The 20985-nt window shown below is 66.1% G+C and carries 21 protein-coding genes; 19 read left to right on the forward strand and 2 right to left on the reverse strand.

The genetic code is table 11. The annotated features are described in order from the left end of the window. Positions 1-58: 58 nt before the first annotated feature. Together ACQGNJ_RS05410 and ACQGNJ_RS05415 are read right to left on the reverse strand one after the other, a co-directional pair. Positions 59-544 carry a DUF456 domain-containing protein gene (locus tag ACQGNJ_RS05410; RefSeq protein ID WP_426688216.1) on the reverse strand — a complete coding sequence of 162 codons (486 nt, stop codon included), beginning with the start codon at positions 542-544 and terminating at the stop codon, positions 59-61. 110 nt (positions 545-654) lie between these two features. After that, on the reverse strand, positions 655-1431 hold the full coding sequence (locus ACQGNJ_RS05415; protein WP_426688217.1) for a ferredoxin--NADP reductase: 777 nt from the start codon (positions 1429-1431) through the stop codon (positions 655-657). A gap of 558 nt (positions 1432-1989) precedes the next feature. Between ACQGNJ_RS05415 and ACQGNJ_RS05420 the strand changes: the two genes are divergently transcribed. From ACQGNJ_RS05420 to ACQGNJ_RS05510, 19 genes are all read left to right on the forward strand, one after another. Further along, positions 1990-2976 (forward strand): sigma 54-interacting transcriptional regulator, encoded by a 987-nt coding sequence (locus tag ACQGNJ_RS05420; RefSeq protein ID WP_426688218.1) that lies wholly within the window; start codon positions 1990-1992, stop codon positions 2974-2976. Between the two features lie 253 nt (positions 2977-3229). Beyond that, a complete protein-coding gene (locus ACQGNJ_RS05425; protein ID WP_426688219.1) occupies positions 3230-5431 on the forward strand; it encodes a hypothetical protein in 2202 nt (733 codons plus the stop codon). Positions 5432-5848: 417 nt separating this feature from the next. After that, complete coding sequence (locus tag ACQGNJ_RS05430; RefSeq protein WP_426688220.1) at positions 5849-6127, forward strand: hypothetical protein; 279 nt, start codon at positions 5849-5851, stop codon at positions 6125-6127. A 36-nt stretch (positions 6128-6163) separates the two neighbouring features. Continuing rightward, on the forward strand, positions 6164-7681 hold the full coding sequence (locus tag ACQGNJ_RS05435) for a phage tail sheath family protein (RefSeq protein ID WP_426688221.1): 1518 nt from the start codon (positions 6164-6166) through the stop codon (positions 7679-7681). Between the two features lie 10 nt (positions 7682-7691). Continuing rightward, positions 7692-8219 carry a phage tail protein gene (locus ACQGNJ_RS05440; protein WP_426688222.1) on the forward strand — a complete coding sequence of 176 codons (528 nt, stop codon included), beginning with the start codon at positions 7692-7694 and terminating at the stop codon, positions 8217-8219. Positions 8220-8224: 5 nt separating this feature from the next. Beyond that, positions 8225-8965, forward strand: a complete 741-nt coding sequence (locus ACQGNJ_RS05445) for a T4 family baseplate hub assembly chaperone (RefSeq protein WP_426688223.1) — start codon at positions 8225-8227, stop codon at positions 8963-8965. Next, on the forward strand, positions 8962-9717 hold the full coding sequence (locus tag ACQGNJ_RS05450; protein ID WP_426688224.1) for a hypothetical protein: 756 nt from the start codon (positions 8962-8964) through the stop codon (positions 9715-9717). The genes ACQGNJ_RS05445 and ACQGNJ_RS05450 overlap by 4 nt, the downstream gene beginning before the upstream one ends. Then, positions 9714-10958 (forward strand): Pvc16 family protein, encoded by a 1245-nt coding sequence (locus ACQGNJ_RS05455; RefSeq protein WP_426688225.1) that lies wholly within the window; start codon positions 9714-9716, stop codon positions 10956-10958. The genes ACQGNJ_RS05450 and ACQGNJ_RS05455 overlap by 4 nt, the downstream gene beginning before the upstream one ends. After that, entirely contained in the window at positions 10955-13144 is a 2190-nt protein-coding gene (locus ACQGNJ_RS05460) for an ATP-binding protein (protein ID WP_426688226.1), read from the forward strand. Before ACQGNJ_RS05455 ends, ACQGNJ_RS05460 begins: the two co-directional genes overlap by 4 nt. Next, entirely contained in the window at positions 13141-13431 is a 291-nt protein-coding gene (locus ACQGNJ_RS05465; protein ID WP_426688227.1) for a hypothetical protein, read from the forward strand. The genes ACQGNJ_RS05460 and ACQGNJ_RS05465 overlap by 4 nt, the downstream gene beginning before the upstream one ends. Continuing rightward, the gene (locus ACQGNJ_RS05470) at positions 13428-14582 is read left to right on the forward strand and encodes a hypothetical protein (protein WP_426688228.1); all 1155 of its coding nucleotides are present in this window, start codon (positions 13428-13430) and stop codon (positions 14580-14582) included. The genes ACQGNJ_RS05465 and ACQGNJ_RS05470 overlap by 4 nt, the downstream gene beginning before the upstream one ends. Positions 14583-14590: 8 nt before the next feature. After that, the gene (locus tag ACQGNJ_RS05475; RefSeq protein WP_426688229.1) at positions 14591-16924 is read left to right on the forward strand and encodes an eCIS core domain-containing protein; all 2334 of its coding nucleotides are present in this window, start codon (positions 14591-14593) and stop codon (positions 16922-16924) included. 70 nt (positions 16925-16994) lie between these two features. After that, positions 16995-17279 carry a hypothetical protein gene (locus ACQGNJ_RS05480; protein ID WP_426688230.1) on the forward strand — a complete coding sequence of 95 codons (285 nt, stop codon included), beginning with the start codon at positions 16995-16997 and terminating at the stop codon, positions 17277-17279. A gap of 2 nt (positions 17280-17281) precedes the next feature. Beyond that, positions 17282-18037 carry a CHAP domain-containing protein gene (locus tag ACQGNJ_RS05485; protein ID WP_426688231.1) on the forward strand — a complete coding sequence of 252 codons (756 nt, stop codon included), beginning with the start codon at positions 17282-17284 and terminating at the stop codon, positions 18035-18037. Further along, complete coding sequence (locus ACQGNJ_RS05490; protein ID WP_426688232.1) at positions 18034-18690, forward strand: hypothetical protein; 657 nt, start codon at positions 18034-18036, stop codon at positions 18688-18690. The genes ACQGNJ_RS05485 and ACQGNJ_RS05490 overlap by 4 nt, the downstream gene beginning before the upstream one ends. Further along, positions 18687-19010, forward strand: coding sequence for a LysM domain-containing protein (locus ACQGNJ_RS05495; protein WP_426688233.1), 324 nt, complete (start codon positions 18687-18689; stop codon positions 19008-19010). The genes ACQGNJ_RS05490 and ACQGNJ_RS05495 overlap by 4 nt, the downstream gene beginning before the upstream one ends. Further along, positions 19003-20139: a hypothetical protein gene (locus tag ACQGNJ_RS05500; RefSeq protein ID WP_426688234.1), complete on the forward strand. Its 1137-nt coding sequence runs from the start codon at positions 19003-19005 to the stop codon at positions 20137-20139. The genes ACQGNJ_RS05495 and ACQGNJ_RS05500 overlap by 8 nt, the downstream gene beginning before the upstream one ends. Further along, positions 20136-20642: a phage baseplate assembly protein V gene (locus ACQGNJ_RS05505; protein WP_426688235.1), complete on the forward strand. Its 507-nt coding sequence runs from the start codon at positions 20136-20138 to the stop codon at positions 20640-20642. The genes ACQGNJ_RS05500 and ACQGNJ_RS05505 overlap by 4 nt, the downstream gene beginning before the upstream one ends. Before the next feature lie 11 nt (positions 20643-20653). Then, positions 20654-20977: a hypothetical protein gene (locus tag ACQGNJ_RS05510; protein ID WP_426688236.1), complete on the forward strand. Its 324-nt coding sequence runs from the start codon at positions 20654-20656 to the stop codon at positions 20975-20977. The last annotated feature ends 8 nt before the right edge of the window (positions 20978-20985 follow it).

The raw sequence follows: 20985 nt of genomic DNA on the forward strand, positions 1-20985 counted from the left end.
CCGGGATGGCCCAGACTAGGTGCGCCTGCCTCGCGCTGCCATGTGCCAAAGGTCGGCCTTAGCCGAACAGCATCGCCAGGCCGAACAGGCCGACCATCAGGAACGACAGCACCAGCTTGAACAGGGTGCCGAGCAGCAGGCCGATCCAGGTGGCCGCGCCCACATGCGCCGAGCGCAGCACGCTGGTACCCGACGCCAGTTCGCCGACCAGGGCGCCGACGAACGGACCGAGCAGCAGGCCGGGGATGCCGAAGAACATGCCGACGAAGGTGCCGATGGTGGCGCCCCACAGCGCGCGCTGGCTGGCGCCGACCCGCTTGGCGCCGAGTGTGCCGGCGACGAAATCGACGATGACGCCGAGCGTGCCCAGCGCGCCGATGATCAGCAGCCACCACAGGCCGAGGTGGCGGTAATCGTCCAGCACCGCGACCAGCCAGATGCCGCCGAACACCATCGGGATGCCCGGCAGGGCCGGCAGTACCGAGCCGGCCAGTCCGCCGATGATCAGCGCGGCGGCGAGGATGTACAGCGCGATCTCGAGCATGGGCGCTCCGACAGGAAGAGAGGCAGCAGCCCACGCCACGGGCCGGGCGGTGCAGTTGCTCCGATGTACCAGCCAAGACTAGAGCAAATGCATCGTCCGCGAGCGGGCTGCTACTTTTCCACGAAGGCGCGTTCGATCACGTAATCGCCCGCGGCGCGCGTGCGCGGCGAGGCCTGGAAGCCACGGCCATCCAGCAACGCGGCGAGGTCGTCCAGCATGGCCGGGCTGCCGCACAGCATCACCCGGTCGGTTGCCGGGTTGAGCGGTGGCAGCCCGGTGGCGTTGCTCATCACGCCGTCGACGATGGCGTCGGTGATGCGGCCGCGGTGGCGGAACGGCTCACGGGTGACGGTGGGGTAGTAGATCAGCTTGTCGCGCACCAGCTCGCCCAGGTATTCGTGCTGCGGCAGCTGGTTCTCCAGGTAGTCGGCGTACGCCAGGTCCTCGATCCGGCGCACGCCATGCGCCAGCGCGATCTTGTCGAAACGCTCGTAGGTATCCGGATCGCGGATGATGCTCATGAACGGCGCCAGGCCGGTGCCGGTGCCGAGCAGGTAGAGGTGCTTGCCGGGCTTGAGGTCGGTCAGTACCAGGGTGCCGGTGGGCTTGCGCGTGACGATCAGCGGGTCGCCCGGCTTGAGGTGTTGCAGGCGCGAGGTGAGCGGGCCGTCGGGCACCTTGATCGAGAAGAACTCCAGGTGTTCCTCCCAACTGGCGCTGGCGATCGAGTAGGCGCGCATCAGCGGGCGACCTTCCGTTTCCAGTCCGATCATCACGAACTGACCGCTGTCGAAGCGGAAGCCCGGGTCCCGCGTGGTGCGGAAAGAGAACAGGTTGTCGTTCCAGTGCCGCACGTCGATCACGTGCTCGGTTGCCATTGCCACCATGTCGATCGTCTCGCGTTGTTGCCATATCGGAAGGAGTTGGCCGCCCCTGCATCCGGCAGACCAGAGTGGGGACTCGCGGGGGAGCGCGGCCGCGGCCGCCATGCCTTGCGAGCGCCGGAATGAACGCGGCGACTGTGCCCCATAGGATACGCGAGTAGGCGCGATCGCGCCTGTCTCCACGGCACCTGCGCGTGGTCCGGGCGTTCATCTGCGGCGTCATGTCGCGCCCTTGGCAATGACCGGAAAGCACGCGGTTTCGCAAGCTCGCTGCATCCGGCATGCCAGCGCAGACATGGCGCGCTGGATTTTGTGACCGGGAGCCCGTCCTGGCATCGCCAAGGCGATGTACTACATCCACAACCACCCGGGAACTACACCGACGCCAGCCAGGGATTACGGCAAGATCATCGTTTGGACGGTAGCGCCAAAACTGCGCATAATCCAACGTCACCGATGATCCGGTGCGCCACGGCCGGATCACAAGGGTACCAGGGGGAGTTCCGCAGCACGCCAGGACTGGCGTGTCAGGTTTCTTGTTGGTTACTCGGGGGGGTGGACATGCCGATCATGCTCGGCCAATCCAGGGCGATCCAGGCAACACGGGCGCAGTTGCGGCGCTATGCCGGTTGCGACGTGCAGGTATTGATCGAGGGCGAGACCGGCACCGGCAAGGAGCTGGCCGCCCGGGAGATCCACTACGACAGCGCTCGTCGCGACCATCCGTTCGTGCCGGTCAACTGCGGTGCGATCCCCGACAGCCTGATCGAGAACGAACTGTTCGGCCATGGCCGTGGCGCCTTCACCGACGCCAAGGCGGCCCAGCCCGGTCTGATCGACCATGCGCGCGGCGGCACGCTGTTCCTCGACGAGGTCGACGCGCTGTCAGACAAGGGTCAGGTCACCCTGCTGCGTTTCCTGCAAGACAGCGAATACCGACCGGTCGGCGGCGGTGCGACGCGAGTCTCGGATGCACGCATCATCGCTGCCACCAATGCCAGCCTGGAACGGCAGGTGGCCGCCGGGCGTTTCCGGCGCGATCTGCACTATCGGCTCAACGCGTTGTACCTGCGGCTGCCGCCTTTGCGTGAGCGCGAAAACGATGTGGCCCTGCTGGCCAGGCATTTCATCCAGGCGGTGGCGCAGCGGCTGCATGGTCCGCCCAAGCACTGGGGCAGCGACGCCATCGAGGCGCTTGCCGCCTACGCCTGGCCCGGCAACGTACGCGAGCTGGACAATATCGTGTTGCGCGCCTATATGGCCAGCGAGGGTACGGAGATCAGCCTCGCCGACCTGATCGCCGCCGAGCCCGCATTTACGGGCACCGCGTCGCTGCCGCGGCGTCGCGCGAATGAGCCCGATCTCGGTTTCAGCGCGGCCAAGTTCAATGCCATCCGGAAGTTCGAGCACGACTACCTCACGCAGCTGATGCGGCAGGCCTGCGGCAATATCAGCGCGGCTGCGCGCCTGTCCGGAACCGAGCGTCGCCAGCTTGGCAAGTTGCTGCTGAAGCACGGCATCGATACGAAACCGTTCCGGCCGCAGTGATTCGTCTTCGCCTGCGCATTCGCTGGCAGATGGCGCATGGGTGTGATTGTCCCCATCGCGCCGCCGAAACGGGTCACGACTGACCCGACCACTCGTCCTCCCTGGACGATGCGCCGCCCCGCCAACCCATCCGTCAGCCTGGCTGCCATTGGCATGGTCGATGCCTCTTCACTCGCATATGCCGAGTGGGTGCCCGAACAAGGCACGAGCTCGGATGCAGTCCGGGTCGCATCGCCATCGCCAGAGGTTCGCCATGAATTCCGAGAAATCCGTTCGCCTGCAAATCAAGGTTCGTTTCAGTGACCACGGCGAGACACCGCCGATCGACGCCTACGCCTTCACCGCGCGCGGCCGGCTGCTCGGCCGCTCAGGTTTGAAGGACGGCGTCGCCACGGTGGAGGTGCCATCCGAATTGGACGGCCAAATCCTTGAAGTGATCCTTGGCCCGTCCACGGAAGCGGACCAGCCGGCGCCGACGGCGGCCTCACTCAAGCGCATCGGCGGCTATGCGCGGTCGCTGCGGCTGCTGCTCGAAAAGCCCGTGCTGGAGTTGAACATTCCGGCGATCATCTTTCCGAAGTGGTGCCGCTGTTTCGTGCGCGGCCGGCTGGTGAAGCGGTTCACCTTGCCGGATGGCAGCCTCAGTGAGCTGCCTGTCTGCCACGCCCGTGTACACATTTGCGAGATCGACCGCATCCGCCTGGTGATCGAGAAGCTTCCCGATCGCGACATCCTGCGTTTGCGTGACGACTTGCTGGACAAACTGCACCTGGTGCCCGGGCCGGTACCGCCAGGCCCGGACCCGGGGCCGCTGGCCGGAACAAAGACGCCATCTATCGGCAATCGCATGGTGCTCTCGGCGACGGTCAGCGCCCCGCCGCAGCTGGCGTCGGCGCTGTCGAGCAAAGATTCCATGGCATTTCGGACCGCAGCGCTGACCACCGCCAATTCAGCCGCGCAGGCTCGTCATCAACTGGCCGAACTGTCCAGCTTGATCGCCATCCATCTATGCGATCTGGCTTACCTGTGGATCTACTTTCGCAAAGATTGCCTCACCACCGTGGACAGCGACTGCGACGGGCGCTTCGGTGCGCTGATCTTCCACGCCTGCGCCGATCAGCCTGACGTCTACTTCTGGGTCGAGCAGTTCCAGGGCGGCGCATGGACCACCGTCTATCGCCCGGGGATCGGTTGCGGCACCTACTGGAACTATGTCTGCGGCACTGAAATCGTGCTCAACCTGCCGCGCGCGGTGGCCTGCGAGGAGCCGCCCTACGACGTTCCCCCGGGTGTCACGCTGTTCGTGCTGCCGTACGCCATTGCGAACGCGCCGATCTGGGGCATTCCGCCAGGGGCGCCGAGCGCGCCCGCCGGCTGGCTACGGCCCGACGGCATGATCGATTACCAGACCGGTTCCTGGCTCGGGTGGCTCTACAACGCACCGTTCGGCGGCACGCTGAACTTCATTCACGACGATTCGTACTTCATTCCCTCCAGCGGCATCAAGTACTACCGCTATGCCTGGCGTCGCCTGAGCGGCACGCCCAACACCGGCGCCGCCGACCCGACCTGGACGCCGATCAGCACGCCGCTGGCGCGCGGCTATCGGATGGAATATTCCGATCGCCTGCCCACCTATGAAAGCTATCCGACCGGTCCTGTGACGCTCGGCACGCACAGCGGCCTGTTCCAGTTCAAGCCGCAGACCCCGCCGGCGCGTGGCACCGACCCGGCCACCGTCCTCGTGCGCGAATGGACCAGCGGCAATCTGAGCGAAGTGGGGGCGAGCTGGAATACCGAGCTGGCGGCACCCGCCTTGTCGGCCGACAACGCCACGGACGACGCCGGTGTTTTTGAAGTCAAGATCGAGGTCTTCGATCCGGCCGGCAATCAGGTCATGCCCGGGGCCGGCAGCTTCCGTTTCCTGGCGCGCAACGCCGACGGCACCACCACGCGCCTGGCCACCGCTGCCGAGGAAGCGGGCGGCGCCTACGTGCTGCGCGTGCACGTGGACAACAACGGCGTGCGCGTCGATCTGCCCCAGCCCAGCATCGGCGGCGTGTCGGCGAGTGACGATTGTGGCTTCCTGCGCTATCAGTCGGGCGATCAGGTGCACGTGCAGTACCTGGCCGCTCATCCCAACCAGCATGCGGTCTTCGCTTTTGGCATCAAGCGCGGATCAAACGGCGTGCCTGCCGTATCCACCCTTGCGCCCTATGTGGAGGTGGCGGCAGCCAGCGCGCCGACCGGCAGCACGCCCTACGTCAAGATCGCCGACTACTACCAGCGTGACTTCAATCCGGCGGAGTTGGTCGGAACCTGCATCAATGCGGCATTCGCCGCGAACCTGGGCGTGTACGGCAAGGCGACCAATGGTTACCAGCGACTGGGGCTGGATGACTCCAGGCTGATCGCGTTTGCCCTGGCCGTGCAACCGCCGACCCCGCATCCGTAAGCGGACCGCAGCCGTCTGCGCCGAGTACCCACCGCGACACCATCGAAGAGCAGTGGACATGGCAACTTCGAAAGCGGCGAATTCCGGGGCATCCACCGGGCAAGGCCAGCGCCGTGCGTCCGCACGCGGTGGCGACCTCGCCGGTTGCCGTGCCGATGAGCTCGGGCATCTGCTGCGCTCGAACTGCCTGTCGTACCGGACCTTCAATCCGATGACCGCATTGGACCTGTTCGACCTGACTTGCCCGCGGGCGCCGCTGGCCCGGGTGCAATCCGTCCCGGTGCGCCGGCAAAGCGGGTCACTCCTGACCCGCTGTTTGTGGCCGGTGCGGTGCCGACACGCGTGGTGGGCTCATTCTGCGGCTTGCGGCAACTGGCACGCTCGTTGCGAGCGTCTGCGTGGGTGCGGAGAGATGCGATGACGAGACGGTTGCGCGCCGGCTGCCTTGCGGGCGGCGAGGGTGAGATCGGGCGTTCGGTGCTTGACTACCTGCACGCTCACCCGCAGGCGGCGGATACCCTCCGCGGCATCGTCAACTGGTGGCTGCCGCGCCAGCGTTATGAAAGTGACAGCCAGCGTATCGAGCATGTCTTGAGCGACCTGGTGGCCGAGGGGCTGCTGCATTGCAATCGGCTCCCTGATGGCGAGGTGCTGTATGCGCTGAACGAGCACAAGAAGCGGCCGCAGCCGCACTGACTGCGCCCCGTGTTTTCACGACGGAGGACCCATCCCATGCCATCTGCGCTCACCTATCCGGGCGTCTACATCGAGGAAATTCCCAGCGGCGTACGCAGCATCACCGGGGTGGCTACCTCGATCGCGGCGTTTGCGGGCTGGGCGCCGAGGGGGCCAACCGATCGTGCCGGCCTGGTGCTCAGCTATGCCGATTTCGCGCGCAAGTACGGCGGCCTCGACAGCCGCAGTGTGCTCGGTTACGCGGTAAGCCAGTTCTTCGCCAACGGCGGCCAGCAGGCCTATGTCGTGCGACTGCTCGACAGCACCGCGAAGGCGGCCAAAGTGACCCTCGACGGCAAGCTGCTGGTCACGGCCAGTAGTGAGGGTCGGTGGGCGAACGACTTCGCCATCGTCATCAGGAAATCGACCTTCGACGCCACCAGGTTTCGCCTGACCGTGGCGAACTGGTCGGTCGACCCGACCGGCGTGGCGGTGGAAGTGTTCGACAACCTGTCGATGAAATCCGACGACGCGCGCTTCGTTACCAGCGTGCTGGCGGATCAGTCCGCCTACGTCACCGCCGCCGTACAGGGCGGCGCCACTGATCCGCCGGCGGATACCGCCAGCGGGAACATTCCCGATGCGGCGAAACTGGTCGGTGGCCTCGACGGCACCGTGCTGGCGCCCAACGATCCCGCATTCGAGACGGCGCTGCAACCGCTGTCCGGCAGCGGCGGGCTGTATCAGCTGGACCGCGTCAACCTGTTCAACCTGCTGTGCGTGCCTGGTGAAACCAGCGTCGGGGTGATCTCCAATCTGCAGAAGTTCTGTCGCGACCGCCGCGCGTTCCTGATCGCCGACAGCGCCGACGGCGCCACGCCGGATGCGCTGCAGAACGGCCCCGGTGGCATCACCGGTGACGACGCGATCAATGCCGCATTCTATTTCCCGTGGATCACTGCCGCCGATCCGCTGCAGCAGAACCGGCCGCGCGTCTTCCCGCCGAGCGGCTTCGTGGCCGGCATCTACGCGCGCACCGATGCCACGCGCGGCGTGTGGAAGGCACCCGCAGGCAGCGAGGCCAGCGTCACCGGTGCGCTCGGCGTCAGCACGATGCTCACCAACGGTGAAAACGGCCTGCTCAATCCGCTGGCGATCAACTGCATCCGCAACTTCCCGGTCTACGGCACCGTGGTCTGGGGCGCGCGCACCCTGCAGGGCAACGACGAGCGCGGTTCGGAATGGAAGTACGTACCGGTGCGGCGCACCGCGCTGTTCATCGAGGAAAGCCTGTATCGCGGCACCCAGTGGGTGGTGTTCGAGCCCAACGACGAGCCGTTGTGGGCACAGATCCGCCTCAACATCGGCGCGTTCATGCAGAACCTGTTCCGCCAGGGCGCATTCCAGGGCAAGACCCCGAACGATGCGTACTTCGTGAAGTGCGACAAGGAAACCACCACGCAGAACGACATCAACCTCGGCATCGTCAACATCGTGGTCGGCTTCGCGCCACTCAAGCCCGCCGAGTTCGTGGTCATCCAGCTGCAGCAGATGGCCGGCCAGATCCAGTCTTGAGGGTATCTCCATGGCTCAGTTCAGCGTCAATGCGCAGCGCTTCGATCCGTACAAGAACTTCAAGTTCCGGGTGAAATGGGACGGTCGCTACGTGGCCGGCGTCAGCAAGGTGTCGGGACTCAAGCGCACCACCGAAGTGGTCAAGCATCGCGAAGGCGGCGACCCCAGCAGCACGCGCAAGTCGCCTGGCCGCACCGAATACGATGCCATCACCATCGAACGCGGGGTCACCCACGACACCGAGTTCGAGAAGTGGGCGAACAAGGTGTGGAACTTCGGCGCCGGTCTGGGCGCGGAAGTCTCGTTGAAGGACTTCCGCAAGGACCTGATCCTCGAGGTCTACAACGAGGCCGGCCAGCTCGCGCTCGCCTACAAGCTGTATCGCTGCTGGGTGTCGGAATTCCAGGCGATGCCCGATCTGGACGCCAACGCGAACGCGGTCGCGATCCAGCACCTGAAGCTCGAGAACGAAGGCTGGGAGCGTGATGTCAGCGTGCCGGAGCCGGCCGAGCCGAGCTTTACCGTACCCGCCGGCTGAGCACCATGCGCACGCCCACGCCCGCGCAATTGCTGCAGGTCTGGGAGCGCGGAAGCGGCCCTTCTGCCGCGGCGTGCGGCCTGCTGCTGCTCGGCAGCAGTTGCGACGAGTATCCGGCCGAGGCGCTGGCGACATTGCCGCTGGGGCGCCGGGATGGATTGCTGCTGCAACTGCGCGCGCGCCTGTTCGGCGAGGAGATCCGCGCGGTGGCGAACTGCCCGCAATGTGCGGCCCCGGTCGAGGCGACATTCCGCTGCGATGATCTGTTGCTGACCTCAGCCAGTAGCGCGGAAACGACGCTCGAGCATGCTTCGCCTGCCCATGGCGTGCATGTGCAGTTCCGTCTGCCCGACAGCAACGACCTGCTGGCGCTGGAGCAATGCAACGGTGCCGAGGATGCACGGCGGTTGTTGATCGAACGCTGCCTGCTGAACGCGTCCGCTGCCGGCGAAGCACGCGACGTGCACAGCCTGCCGCCACTGTTGCAGGGGGAGATCGCACAGGCCATGGCACAGGCCGATCCGCAGGCGGACCTGCAGCTGGCCTTTCGTTGTCCGGACTGCGGCCACGACTGGCAACCGATGTTCGATATCGCACGCTTCCTGTGGCAGGAGCTGCACGCCTGGGCACTGCACATGCTGCGCGATGTGGACACACTGGCGTGCGCGTATCACTGGTCTGAAGAGGACATTCTCAGCTTGAGCCCGCGCCGCCGGCAGGCCTATCTGGAGCTGTGCGCGTCATGAGCGATTTCCTCGACCGACTGGCGGCACGGGCTCTCGGCAGCGAGACGGCGTTGGTGCCGCGCTTGCCGTCGCTGTTCGAGCCGTCGCAACGCACGTCGATCATGCCGCCATCCGACGATGGCGAGGCGGTGCCTCGGCATCGCGAAACAGGCTCAGCCGCCACGGTGGCGCCTACCACCGTACCGACACGCTTGCCGCAGGCGCCGGTGGTGGCGATGGCTGATGGATCGCACGTCGCGCCGTCGGCGGTCGAGCCGGTGGCTGCGCCGCCGCGCGCCGTCGCCGACTTGCCGCGCGCCGCGGTGCAGCCGGCGCCGATCGGCGCTGCCGCGCCAACGCCGTCGCCGGTCATCGGGCGCCCTGTCGCGTCGTCCACGGTGCTGCGCCCGGCCGAGGTATCCGCGCCGCTGCCAGTGCGGTCGCGGCAGACGCGCATCGCGGCTGAGCCAACGGAGACGGTGGTGCCGTCGCCGCAGTCGCCGCCGTCGAGCGGCGCCTTGCTGCCCGCGCCCACGCCGGTATTCGGCGCAGCGGCCGCGCCAGCTCGATCCAGCCGCTCGGCTGCATCCCGCTCACCCGCCGGGCCGGCCGGCGCGGGCAGCTCATCAGGCGAGCCGGTGGTGCACGTCAGCATCGGTCGGCTCGAAGTGCGCGCGGCGCCGGCTGCCGCCACGCCACCCCGTCGCCGCGACGGCCCGCAGCCGAGCAGCCTCGACGACTATCTGCGCCAGCGCGGCAAGGCGTCGCCATGAGCAATGTCCTGGCAATCGCCGCGACCACCCGCACGCTGCGCAATCTGCTGCTGGCGCAGATGCCGGCGCTGGATGCGGAGCTGGGCGACCTGGAAGTGACCCTGCAGTCGCCGGATGTGGCACGCAAGGGCATCAGCAAGGCGCAGCTCAACCTGTACCTGTATCAGGTGGTCGCCAATGCGGCATGGCGAAATCTCGACATGCCCGGTCAGGTACGCCCCGGTGAAACGGCGCCGCCGCCGCTGGCGCTGAACCTGCACTACGTGATCACTGCGTGGGGCCGTGGCGAAAACGACAGCGACGCGCTCAGCCATCGCGTACTGGCCGCCGCGATGAGCACCTTGCATGACCGCAGCGTGCTTGACGGCAACGACATCCGCAATGCGCTGCCGGACAACGACCTGGCCAATCAGATCGAGCGCGTGCGCGTCACGCCACTGCCGCAAAGTGTCGATGAGCTGTCCCGGCTGTGGACGGCATTCCAGACCAACTACCGTATCTCCGCCGCGTACGAGGCGGCCGTGCTGCTGATCGACAGCCAGGCGGCGATCCGCGCGCCGCTGCCGGTGCTGCGGCGCGGCCCGCAGGATCGTGGCGTGATCGCCACCGCATCCGCCGCCGCGGCGCTGGATACGCTGACCTATCCGCGCACGCAAGCAGCTGTACGGCTCGGCGAGGACATCGTGCTGGGCGGTCGTCAGCTCACCACCGACCACGCGCTGGCACGCTTCAGCAGCCTGCGTCTCGACGCACCGATCGACATTGCACCGCTGGCCGGAGAGGCAACCGGCACGTTGCGCGTGCACCTTGCCGATACCTCCGGCGATGCGGATGCCGCGTCGCGCTGGGCGCCGGGCATCTACACCGTGGCCTTGCTGGTGCAACCGCCGGGCCTGCCGCCGCTGCTCAGCAACGAACTGCCGCTGGTACTGGCACCGATCATCACGCTCAGCCCGCTCGGCGCCGCGGCTGGCGACCTCGCCTTGAAGCTCACCTGCATGCCACGCCTGCGTGCCGGCCAGCGGGTGTTCCTGCTGTTCGGCGATCGCCTGCTGACGCCGGAAAGCATCAGCAACCCGGCCGACATGCATCAGCCCAGCGTGCTGGTGTTCCAGGTGCCGGGTGTGGCGGCTGGCACCTATACCGTGCGCCTTCGCGTCGATGGCGCCGACAGCATTCCGGTCGATTTCGGCGGCAGGGTGCCGGCATTCGCCAGCAGCCAGCAAGTGATCGTGACATGACCGACTACGCTCCATGGCTGCAAGCGAACGACCAGTATCTCGCTACGGCGCTGGCGGATCTGCGTGCGCGATTGCAGCGGGCCGTACAATCGCATGCCGCGCCCGCCACGCCGTCAGCCCCCGCTGCGGCGGCCACCGCGCTGATGGAATCCGCGCCAGCGGTGAATGCACCTGGGGGACAGAAGCATTCGTGGTTCGCACGGATGTTCAGCAGTCAGCCGGCACGCATGCCGCTGTCGAACGCGCAAATGCAGGTCGTCGACACGCCGCCAGCGGCACAACCGTTCGTCGTCGACGTGCCGGATGCCGGCGCCACAGCAACCGATGCGGCGGCATCGCCGGCCAGCAGCGTCACCGACGACAGCCGACACACGCCGGCTTTGAGCGTGCTCGCGAATCGGCTTGGTCTGTCTGCGTTCGAGCGCGACCTGCTGCTGCTGTGCATCGGCATGGAACTGGATACGCGTTTCCCCGCGTTGTGCGCGCAGGCGCAACACGATGCCGCCAAGCCGTATCCGACTTTCGCGCTGGCCTTCGCCGTACTCGACGATCCGAGCTGGGATGCGTTGTCGCCGGAGCGACCGCTGCGCTACTGGCGCCTGCTCGACATCCACCAGCCCGGTGCGCAGCCACTGATCGGCGCAGCGCTCAGCGCCGACGAGCGCGTGGTCAATTTCGTCAAGGGCATGAACTACCTGGATGACCGGCTGACCCCGCTGCTCACCGCGCTGCCGCCGGCGACACTGCCGCCGTCGCAGCGCGCGATTGCCGACCAGCTGCTGGATAGCCTGCATCACGTGCCGGTGGGTGACACGCTGCCGGTGGTGCAACTGCTCGGCAGTGACAGCACCAGCAAGCAGGCGATCGCGCAGACGATCGCCGCCGACTTCGGCGCGCAGGCGTACCGGCTATCGGCCGAGTTGCTGCCGAGTGCGACGGCCGAGCAGGAAACCCTGCTGCGGCTGTGGCAGCGCGAAAGCCAGCTGTTGCCGCTGGCGCTGTACCTCGATGCGGCCGAGGTCGATCACGGCGATGCCGCCGCGATCCTGGTCAAACGCTTCCTTGCCCGTGCCGGCGGACTCAGCTTCGTCGATGCGCGCGAGCCGTGGGCGAGTGCGACGACGCACGCGCTCAGCGTCGACGTAGCCAAACCCACCGCGGTCGAGCAGCGCACGCTGTGGCAGCGACTGCTCGGCGATGCCGCCGGTGCACAGCCGCAACACCTGGCCGGCCATTTCGATTTCAACCTCGGCCGGATCGAGCAGATCGCGCATGCCGCGCTGGCGGCAGTCGAGCAGAAACCCGAAGCGCTGGCGCAGACGCTGTGGCAGGGCGCGCTGGCGCAGACGCGGCCGGCGCTGGACCGGCTCGCCCAGCGGATCGAGCCCAAGGCCGGCTGGGACGATCTGAAACTGCCCGACAGCGAAAAGACCGTGCTGCGCCAGATCGCCGACCAGGTCGGCCAGCGCAGCACGGTCTACGACGACTGGGGCTTCCGCCAGCGGATGAACCGCGGCCTGTCGATCAGCGCGTTGTTCACCGGCGAGAGCGGCACCGGCAAGACCATGGCGGCGGAAGTGCTGGCGAAGGAACTGGGCCTGTCGCTGTACCGCATCGACCTGTCGGCGGTGGTCAGCAAGTACATCGGCGAGACCGAGAAAAACCTGCGCAAGCTGTTCGACGCGGCCGAGGACGGCGGCGCGATCCTGTTCTTCGACGAGGCCGACGCCCTGTTCGGCAAGCGCAGCGAAGTGAAGGACAGCCACGACCGCTACGCCAACATTGAAGTGAACTACCTGCTGCAACGGCTGGAGTCGTTCCGCGGACTGGCGATCCTGGCGACCAACATGAAGGGCGCGCTCGATACGGCCTTCCTGCGCCGGCTGCGCTTCGTCATCAACTTTCCGTTCCCCGGCGTGGCCGAACGCCGCGCGATCTGGGCCTCGGTGTTTCCCGCGCAGGCGGCGATGGGTGCGCTGGACCTGGACCGGCTGGCACGACTCGCACTCACTGGCGGCAGCATCCAGGGCATCGCGCTCAACGCCGCGTTCATGGCGGCCAAGGCCGGTGTGTCCATCGGCATGCCGCTGCTGCTCGATGCCGCCCGCAGCGAATACCGCAAGCTCGACAAGCCGGTCAACGAAGCGGACTTCCGCTGGCTGGAAAGTGCGGGAGGCAAGCCATGAGCATCGTGCTGCACATCGAGCGGCTGGTGATCGACGAAGCCCTCCTCCGCGGCGAGCGGCCCGCGGCAGTGGGCATCGCGATGACGCGTGAACTGCAGCGACTGCTGGCACACCCGACTGCGCTCGACATGCTTGCAGGCGTCGGCGCAGTGGCGTCGTTGTCGCCGGGCACGCTGCCGCCTTCCGCCGCTGCGGCAGATCCACTCGGACCGCGTCTCGCCAGGGCCGTACATCAGGTCCTCGGTGCAGCTCCCCCGACAGCACCGTCACGCGGAGCATCACGATGAACGATCGCGCAGTCAGCCATGCCCAACGATCTCTTGCGGGGATGAGTCCCGCAGTGTCCTCGATGCGTCGTCGCTGCGCCTGCGGTACCCATACGCCCGGTGGTGGTCAGTGTCCGGCCTGCAAGAAACATCGACTGGCCGGCAGTCGGCAGGATGACGCCGTTGACGCGGCTGTGGCGCAGCTTCCGTCAGCGTCGTCTGGCCCTGTATCCGGCGCCGATGCGCGCAGCGCCCTCGGTCGGGATTTCGCGCGCATGCCATTGCATGCTGGTGGAACTTCGGGGCTTGCGGATTCCACCCCACGATCGGGCGAGCTCGCGTCGCTCCGCCATGCACGCAATCCCAAGGGCACTCAACCGCCTCCAAAAACCAAGCCGGCTGACGACAAGACAGCCAAGGGCGCGGCGCCCGACTACAGATCGCGCGTCAAGAACGTCAAGCTCACTCTTGGCGCTGCACCCAAGGTGGCGTTGAGCCATGACGAGAAGCTCATCAAGCTGACGCTGGACGACTACCTGGTGGGCGCTGGCGAGGCGGACGTCGAAGGTAAGGGCGACTGCGACAAGTTCCAGTTCGGCTTCATCCAGCTGTGCCGACCTTTCGACATGGAGCGGATCGTGTACGGGCTCAGGGATACGCCCAACACCTTCATCGCTTCGGACAGCAGTACGGAGATCAGGGCGGCCGAGCCGGCACTGGATGTTTTCAACGTGGGCGATGTTTTCAGTTACCAGGCGACGCCGGCATGCAAGGGCGGCGGCAAGACCTTCCACGCCAAGGTGGATTACTCGGACAAGCCCGGCACCGGCATGGTGATGGCGACGCCGAAGACCTACGCGCAGGGCATCGCCTGGCAGGACTTCTTCTTCACCACGTTTTCGGTGATCTATCCGGACGGTACCGTCGAGCATCTCAAGTCGTTCTACTGGGAGATCAAGTTCTGCCTGCAGATCGACCCGCCGACAGCGTCTGACCCGGATGGCAAGGTCAAGTCGAAGACGTCCGACGTCAAGGTCGGAAACCCGATCGACGGCGTGCCCGCCGAGCCCGGGCTGGCCCTGATGGGCAGGCCGGCAACGAAAACCTGCAATGCAGTGGTCAAGGGCGCCACGCCGAAGGTCGATGTCACCAAAGCCCCGGTGTCCTGTTAGGAGTCACCATGACCGAGCGCATCGCCCAGGCAGCAGCGAAACCGGTTTCTGACCGATCGACGGGTGGTGCCCTGCAGCGGAAGTGCTCGTGTGGCACGCATACGCCCAATGGTGGCGCATGCGCCGAATGCGGCAAGAGAACACGCGCGGATGTGCAGGCCAAGTTCCAGGTGAATGAGGTTGCGGATATCTACGAGCAGGAAGCGGAGCGGATCGCGGATCAGGTGATGGCCGCGGATCATCAGCTACCGGTCCAGGCGCCACTGCGTATCCGGCCTCTTTCACGACAACCGAATGGGCAGGCCGAGGCAGCGCCCGTCAGCGTGGATCATGCATTGGCGAGTACCGGCAGTCCTATGGAGCCTGCACTGCGAAAGGACATGGAGGGGCGCTTCGGTCACGATTTCTCGCGAGTCCGGGTGCATGCTGATGCCAGCGCGGCGCAATCGGCGTCGGAGTTGGGCGCCCAGGCCTACGCCGCGGGATCCGACGTGGTTTTCGCGGCCGGCCGGTTTGCTCCCGGAACGCATGAGGGTCGTCGACTCATCGCCCATGAATTGACCCATGTCGTACAGCAGGCACCGGTGACCGGCAGCCATCCTGTCGCGACATCTCTGCAGCGCCGCCCTGGCGGCACAGCGCCGCCACCAGTCAAGACGGCGCCGCCTTCCGACGAAGCGATACGCGCGCTCGTGGATGCACTCGACGCGTTTCTCACCCGGTGGAACCATGCATTGAAAGGAGTCAGCACCGACGTCAGGGGGTACATCTCAAGGTACGACGGGGCTTACAAGGCCGTCACCCAGCGACTTTCCGAGGCACAGGAGAAAGAAGCCGAGAACGAGAAATGGAAGACGGCGCTGGAATTTGTGGTGGTCGTCGGTATTGGGCTGGCCGGTGGAGAGTTGCTGGAAGGAAGCTACCTGCTGGGAAAAACAGTCTCGAAGATCATTCACAACGTTGCGAAGGTGGCCGAGAAGAGTGAAGTCGTCATCGAGCTTGCCAAGAAAGAGGCCGAGATCGTCACCGTCGAGGCGCTGACGCCGGCTGAAGACAAGACCGTTTTCGAACTACCGGCAGAGGTGAGCGACAACCTGATTGCGCGCAAATACATGGATCAGTTGGCGCAGGCTTGGCAGGGTATGTCCCTGGCGGGGTTGGCGGTCTCGCATTTCGACAGGTTGATGCTTGACGTGATATTGGCTCCGGCCTCTGCTGCCGGGCACGATCCGCGTCCGAAGCCATCGACAAGTGGTCGACTGTCTGCATCGAGCCCAGTTACAAGCGAAGATCTGAGCAACCTGCGTCAGGTTGTGAAACAGGTCGAAAGCGAACTTCAATTGTTCCTTGGAACCGTCGATACGCCAGTGCTGAAAAGAACGCAGGAAGCGATAGAGATTGACCTATGGATCCACTGGATGAGCAAGTCCGAGGCAAATGCAAAGACCGCATTGACCGACGAGGAGATCGCCGAGCACCTGCGCGAGATTGGTCTCTACAAAGTATTGGGTGACTTCTCCGTCACAAGCAGCGACTCCTCGGATCTGGTTCACGAATCGAAACTTCAAGTGGATCGCCTGAGCCAGGTCGGGCTTGTCGGTGTCGTCGCACTGGCACCGTTCTGGTCGCTCAACCGATCTCATCCGCTGCCCGGGGCTGTTCACGTGCGCGAAGACGCTTACAGAGCGGTGGGGCGTCGGGAACCGGCTCAAGCCGACGCGCGCCCCTACGTGGCGATTGAGTGGCAGGACGGATCCGATCTTCGTGCCGGAGACGTCGTCCTTCTCGAAGACACCTCACCGGATCGTTCGCGACTGCCCTATGGCCATCAGGACACTTATCGGGCTGGTGGCCTCTTGCCCAAGCGTCTTGGTCCCGTCCTCGGAGTCAAGGCGAACGAGCATTCGGACGCGCTCGCATTTCTGGGGGCGAATGCAGCGAGCTATCCCCATTTCGGAAGCACCGTGATTGGAGAGAGCACCGACATTGCCATGTCGCCCGACCGTGCTCGCCCCTTCGTTGCCGATGTACGGGCTGCGGTAGAGAGCATCGCTGCGAAGCCACCGCTTGTCATGAGTGAAAGCGACGAGGGCATCTTGGTCAGCGAAGCCGACGGAACCCGTCTCGTGCTTTTCACGACCTACACCTCGTGGGGCGAGGCCAGGGAGACATTGCTGCGTCTGGGAGTTCCCCGCGTAGTCGCTGTTGTCCTGAAGCCCGGCAACACCTTCGAGGATTTTTCGGATCAAGGCGTAGTGGTGATACGGCAGCCCAATTATTTCGGGCAGATCAGCACCGTGCGAGCCGCGTTGGGGCGCGGTCCAAAGGTCACAGTCCAATGACGAGCACGAAATTGCCATTGAAAGCATCCGCAAAGGCTGCGTCGACACTTTTCATTCCAGTGAGCAAGTCATGAGCATCCTCGACAGCATCTTCGACGGTCTGCCGGGCTACGAGAAGCTGATGCTGATCTGCGGCTTCATCCTGTTCGTGTTCGCGCTGGCGGCGATCACGGTGATGATCGTGCAGCGGCGTGATCTCAAGATGGTGATGGTGGATAGCCTGCGCGCACAGCCAACGGCGCCAACCGATCCGCAGCAGCAATCGGCGCAGAAGCTCAACCCGGACATCAAGATCAATGCCGCGGTGCTGCACGTGGCCAGGATGGGCGGCACCGCGCGGCCAACGGAGCGATGACGATGGAAACCTTGCGCAAGGGCGATCAGGGCACGCAGGTGCGGCAGTTGCAGCAGCTGCTGGTGCAGCGTGGTTACGCGGCCGACATCAACGGCATGTTCGACACCAGGACCTGGCAGGCGACGCGCGCGTTCCAGACGCAGAATCTCGATCAGCACGGTCAGCCGCTGGTCGTCGATGGCGTGGCCGGCCCGCTGACATGGTGGAGCCTGCAGAACCCGAAGCCATTCATCAGGACGCCCACGGCAGTTGACTACACCACATTGCCGACGAGTGGCGGCAGCAAACGCGGTCGTGCCGCACTCGCCGCTGCGATCGGCGAACTGAAGGCGAACGCGCGCGAGATTGGCGGCAACAATCGCGGCCCATTCGTGCGCAAGTACCTCGCACCGACCGGTCTAGACGAAGGCAACTCGTGGTGCGCCGGTTTCGTCAGCTGGTGTTTCATGCAGGCGAGCGGTGGCGACAAGGCGGCGATGCCGTTCGCCTATGTCGCCAGCGCGCGCAGCCTGCTGGCCGAGTTCAAGCAGCAGGACTGGTCCAACGCACCGGGCAGCGGCTATGTGCCGGTGCCCGGCGATGTCGTGGTGTGGTGGCGGGTGAGCCTGGCCGGCTGGCTCGGTCACACCGGCCTGGTGCATTCGGTGCAGGACGGCATGCTGTACACGATCGAGGGCAACCACAGCCCGCGTGTGCAGGGCTTCTCCTATGTGCTGAGCCGGATGGACAAGCTGCTCGGTTTCGGCCACGTGCCATGAGCGCCTTTCCCGGCTCACCGCGGATCCTCAAGGGCGGCATCGTGCTGATCGATGCCGGCACCTCGGCGGTGCTGCGGGTGATCGCGCTGCAGTACAACCCCGATTCGCTCACGCGCTCGCTGCAGGTGCAGGCGGTCAGTGCGGACGGCGGTGATCGCTCCGAGGTGCTGCGCCTGAAGGGGCCGCCGGTGGAGACGCTGAAGCTGGAGGCGGAGATCGACGCCACCGACCAGCTGGAGTTTCCTGAGCAGAACAGCGTCATCACGCAGTCCGGCATCTTCGCGCAGCTGGCGGCGCTGGAGACGATGGTCTATCCGACCAGCGGGCAGCTGCGCGCGAACGATGTGCTGGCGCAGATCGGCACGCTGGAGATCGTGCCGATGGAGACGCCGCTGGCGCTGTTCGTGTGGAGCAAGTCGCGCATCCTGCCGGTGCGCGTCACCGAATTCAGCATCACCGAGGAGGCGTTCGATACCGCGCTGAATCCGATCCGCGCCAAGGTCAGTCTCGGCCTGCGCGTGCTGTCGGTGAACGACGTGCCGTCCGGGCACAAGGCCGCCAGCCTGTTCATGAGCTACCTGCAGCAGAAGGAGCGCCTGGCCGGCGGTGCCGGCGGCCAGCTTTCCGCGCTCGGCTTGAGTGGAGTGCCATGATGAATGTGATCTTTCCTCCCACCAGCCGCTACGCGCTGACACCCACCGGAACCTTCGTGCGCGCCGACGGCACGCCGGTGACGCACCTCAAGCGCCGCTTCGTGCCGGCGCCGGAAAACCTCGCCCTGCTGCAGTGGCACCAGGTAGCGCAGAACGAGCGGCTGGACAACATCACGGCGCGCTACCTGGGCGATCCCGAACAGTTCTGGCGGCTATGCGATGCGAACCGCGCACTGCGTCCGGAAGAGTTGACCGACACGGTCGGAAAACAACTGCGCATCACCCTGCCCGAAGGCATCCCGGGGGTGCCGCATGCTTGAGGGAATCCACCTGACACTTCTGGTCGGCCCGGTGGTGCCGGTGCCGGTGCCGCAGATCGTGCTGGATGCGCTGACCCAGATCGAGGTGAATGCACCGGACGAAGCGGCCGGCGCGTTCACCCTGCAGTTCACGCTGAGCGTGCAGTCGCCGCTGCACACGCTGTTCCTGCTCAGCGGCGGCGGGGTGGTGCCGCTGCTGCGGGTGATCGTGGTGGTCACGCTCAACGGCATGCCGCAGGTGTTGATCGACGGCGTGGTGACCCGCACCGAAGTGCTGCCCGGCGCGGACCAGCGCCACACCACGCTGCAGGTCACCGGCGACGACCTCACCGCGGTGATGAGCAAGCTGGAATTCTCCGGCCTGCCGGGCCTGCCGTATCCGGCGATGCCGGCCGAGGCGATCGTGGCGCTGCTGCTGGCCAAGTACGCGTTCCTCGGCATCGTGCCGCTGGTGATCCCGAGCATCGCGATCGACGTGCCGATCCCGACCAACCGCGTGCCGACCCAGCAGGGCAGCGACCTGGAATACATCCGCACGCTGGCCGAGCGCGTCGGCTACGTGTTCTACCTCGATCCCGGCCCGGCGCCAGGCATGAGCACGGCGTACTGGGGGCCGAAGGTGAAGGTCGGCGTGCCGCAGCCGGCGTTGAACGCGGACATGGATGCGGCGAGCAATGTCGAGAGCCTCAGCTTCAGCTACGACGGCAACGCGCGCAGCCTGCCGATCGTCTACATCCAGAACGAGCAGACCAAGGTGCCGCTGCCGATTCCGATCCCGGACATCGGCCCGCTCAATCCGCCGCTGGGTTTGCTCGATCCGCCGCCGCAGCGGTTTCGCCCGCTGGATGAAACGGCCAAGTATTCGCCGATGCGCGCGATGCTGCTGGGCATGGCCGAGGCGGCGAAATCCGCCGACACCGTCACCGGCAAGGGCAGCCTCGACGTGACCCGCTACGGCCGCGTGCTGAAGCCGCGCCAGCTGGTCGGCGTGCGCGGTGTCGGCCCCGCGTTCGACGGGCTGCACTACGTCAGCCAGGTGCGCCACACGATCAAGCGCGGCGAGTACAAGCAGGGCTTCGAGCTGTCTCGCAAGGGGCTGCTCTCCACCGTGCCGCTGGTGCTGGCATGAACCGCTATTACGGCAAGTACCGCGGTACGGTGATCCAGAACGTGGATCCCGAACAGCGCGGGCGTATCCAGGCGATGGTGCCGGACGTATCCGGGCTGGCTCCGTCGAGCTGGGCGTTGCCGTGCGTGCCGATCGCCGGCAAGCAGAGTGGCATCTACGTGGTGCCGCAGATCGGCGCCGGCGTGTGGATCGAGTTCGAGCAGGGCGATCCGGATTATCCGGTCTGGGTCGGCGGCTTCTGGGGCAGCGCTGCGGAAGTGCCGGCGCTGGCCCTGGCCGGCAATCCGGCCAGCCCCAGCGTGGTGCTGCAGTCGGGCCTGCAGAACGCGATCTCGATCAGCGACGTGCCGGGGCCGGCCGGCGGCATCCTGCTGAAGAGCGTCACCGGCGCGATGATCATGGTCAACGAGGTCGGCATCACGATCTCCAACGGCCAGGGCGCCACCATCGTGCTGGCCGGGCCGACGGTGACGGTCAACAACGGCGCACTGGTCGTGACCTAGGGAGATGCACGATGCCGGGCTTCCTCATCCATGTCGGCGCCAGCGTGCTCTGTTCGCACGGCGGGCAGGCGCAGGCCACCGCGCCGAATCCGCGCGTCACCGTGAGCGGCCAGCCCAGCGTGACGATCGCCGCGCCGTGGCTGGTCGCCGGCTGCGCGCTGCCGCCGCCACCGGGGGCGAACGGGCCATGCGTCACCGCGCAGTTCGTCACCGCCGCGACCCGGGTGACTTCCAACGGACAACCGCTGCTGCTCATCGACAGCCAGGCAATCTGCGCGCCGACGGGCACGCCACTGCTGATCGTCGCCAGCCAGACGCGCGCCACCGCGATGTGAGGACGAGG

The organism is Rhodanobacter ginsengiterrae (assembly GCF_050026815.1).
Classification (GTDB): Bacteria; Pseudomonadota; Gammaproteobacteria; order Xanthomonadales; family Rhodanobacteraceae; genus Rhodanobacter; species Rhodanobacter ginsengiterrae.

Excerpts from the sequence above, each read along its gene's own strand:
- ACQGNJ_RS05450 (WP_426688224.1), top strand. The coding sequence starts at position 8,962 with ATGAGCGATTTCCTCGACCGACTGGCGGCACGGGCTCTCGGCAGCGAG.
- ACQGNJ_RS05430 (WP_426688220.1), top strand. The coding sequence starts at position 5,849 with ATGACGAGACGGTTGCGCGCCGGCTGCCTTGCGGGCGGCGAGGGTGAG.
- ACQGNJ_RS05500 (WP_426688234.1), top strand. The coding sequence starts at position 19,003 with ATGCTTGAGGGAATCCACCTGACACTTCTGGTCGGCCCGGTGGTGCCG.
- ACQGNJ_RS05505 (WP_426688235.1), top strand. The coding sequence starts at position 20,136 with ATGAACCGCTATTACGGCAAGTACCGCGGTACGGTGATCCAGAACGTG.
- ACQGNJ_RS05470 (WP_426688228.1), top strand. The coding sequence starts at position 13,428 with ATGAACGATCGCGCAGTCAGCCATGCCCAACGATCTCTTGCGGGGATG.
- ACQGNJ_RS05420 (WP_426688218.1), top strand. The coding sequence starts at position 1,990 with ATGCCGATCATGCTCGGCCAATCCAGGGCGATCCAGGCAACACGGGCG.
- ACQGNJ_RS05445 (WP_426688223.1), top strand. The coding sequence starts at position 8,225 with ATGCGCACGCCCACGCCCGCGCAATTGCTGCAGGTCTGGGAGCGCGGA.
- ACQGNJ_RS05425 (WP_426688219.1), top strand. The coding sequence starts at position 3,230 with ATGAATTCCGAGAAATCCGTTCGCCTGCAAATCAAGGTTCGTTTCAGT.
- ACQGNJ_RS05490 (WP_426688232.1), top strand. The coding sequence starts at position 18,034 with ATGAGCGCCTTTCCCGGCTCACCGCGGATCCTCAAGGGCGGCATCGTG.
- ACQGNJ_RS05410 (WP_426688216.1), bottom strand. The coding sequence starts at position 544 with ATGCTCGAGATCGCGCTGTACATCCTCGCCGCCGCGCTGATCATCGGC.
- ACQGNJ_RS05415 (WP_426688217.1), bottom strand. The coding sequence starts at position 1,431 with ATGGTGGCAATGGCAACCGAGCACGTGATCGACGTGCGGCACTGGAAC.
- ACQGNJ_RS05455 (WP_426688225.1), top strand. The coding sequence starts at position 9,714 with ATGAGCAATGTCCTGGCAATCGCCGCGACCACCCGCACGCTGCGCAAT.
- ACQGNJ_RS05435 (WP_426688221.1), top strand. The coding sequence starts at position 6,164 with ATGCCATCTGCGCTCACCTATCCGGGCGTCTACATCGAGGAAATTCCC.
- ACQGNJ_RS05510 (WP_426688236.1), top strand. The coding sequence starts at position 20,654 with ATGCCGGGCTTCCTCATCCATGTCGGCGCCAGCGTGCTCTGTTCGCAC.
- ACQGNJ_RS05485 (WP_426688231.1), top strand. The coding sequence starts at position 17,282 with ATGGAAACCTTGCGCAAGGGCGATCAGGGCACGCAGGTGCGGCAGTTG.
- ACQGNJ_RS05440 (WP_426688222.1), top strand. The coding sequence starts at position 7,692 with ATGGCTCAGTTCAGCGTCAATGCGCAGCGCTTCGATCCGTACAAGAAC.
- ACQGNJ_RS05465 (WP_426688227.1), top strand. The coding sequence starts at position 13,141 with ATGAGCATCGTGCTGCACATCGAGCGGCTGGTGATCGACGAAGCCCTC.
- ACQGNJ_RS05480 (WP_426688230.1), top strand. The coding sequence starts at position 16,995 with ATGAGCATCCTCGACAGCATCTTCGACGGTCTGCCGGGCTACGAGAAG.
- ACQGNJ_RS05475 (WP_426688229.1), top strand. The coding sequence starts at position 14,591 with ATGACCGAGCGCATCGCCCAGGCAGCAGCGAAACCGGTTTCTGACCGA.
- ACQGNJ_RS05460 (WP_426688226.1), top strand. The coding sequence starts at position 10,955 with ATGACCGACTACGCTCCATGGCTGCAAGCGAACGACCAGTATCTCGCT.
- ACQGNJ_RS05495 (WP_426688233.1), top strand. The coding sequence starts at position 18,687 with ATGATGAATGTGATCTTTCCTCCCACCAGCCGCTACGCGCTGACACCC.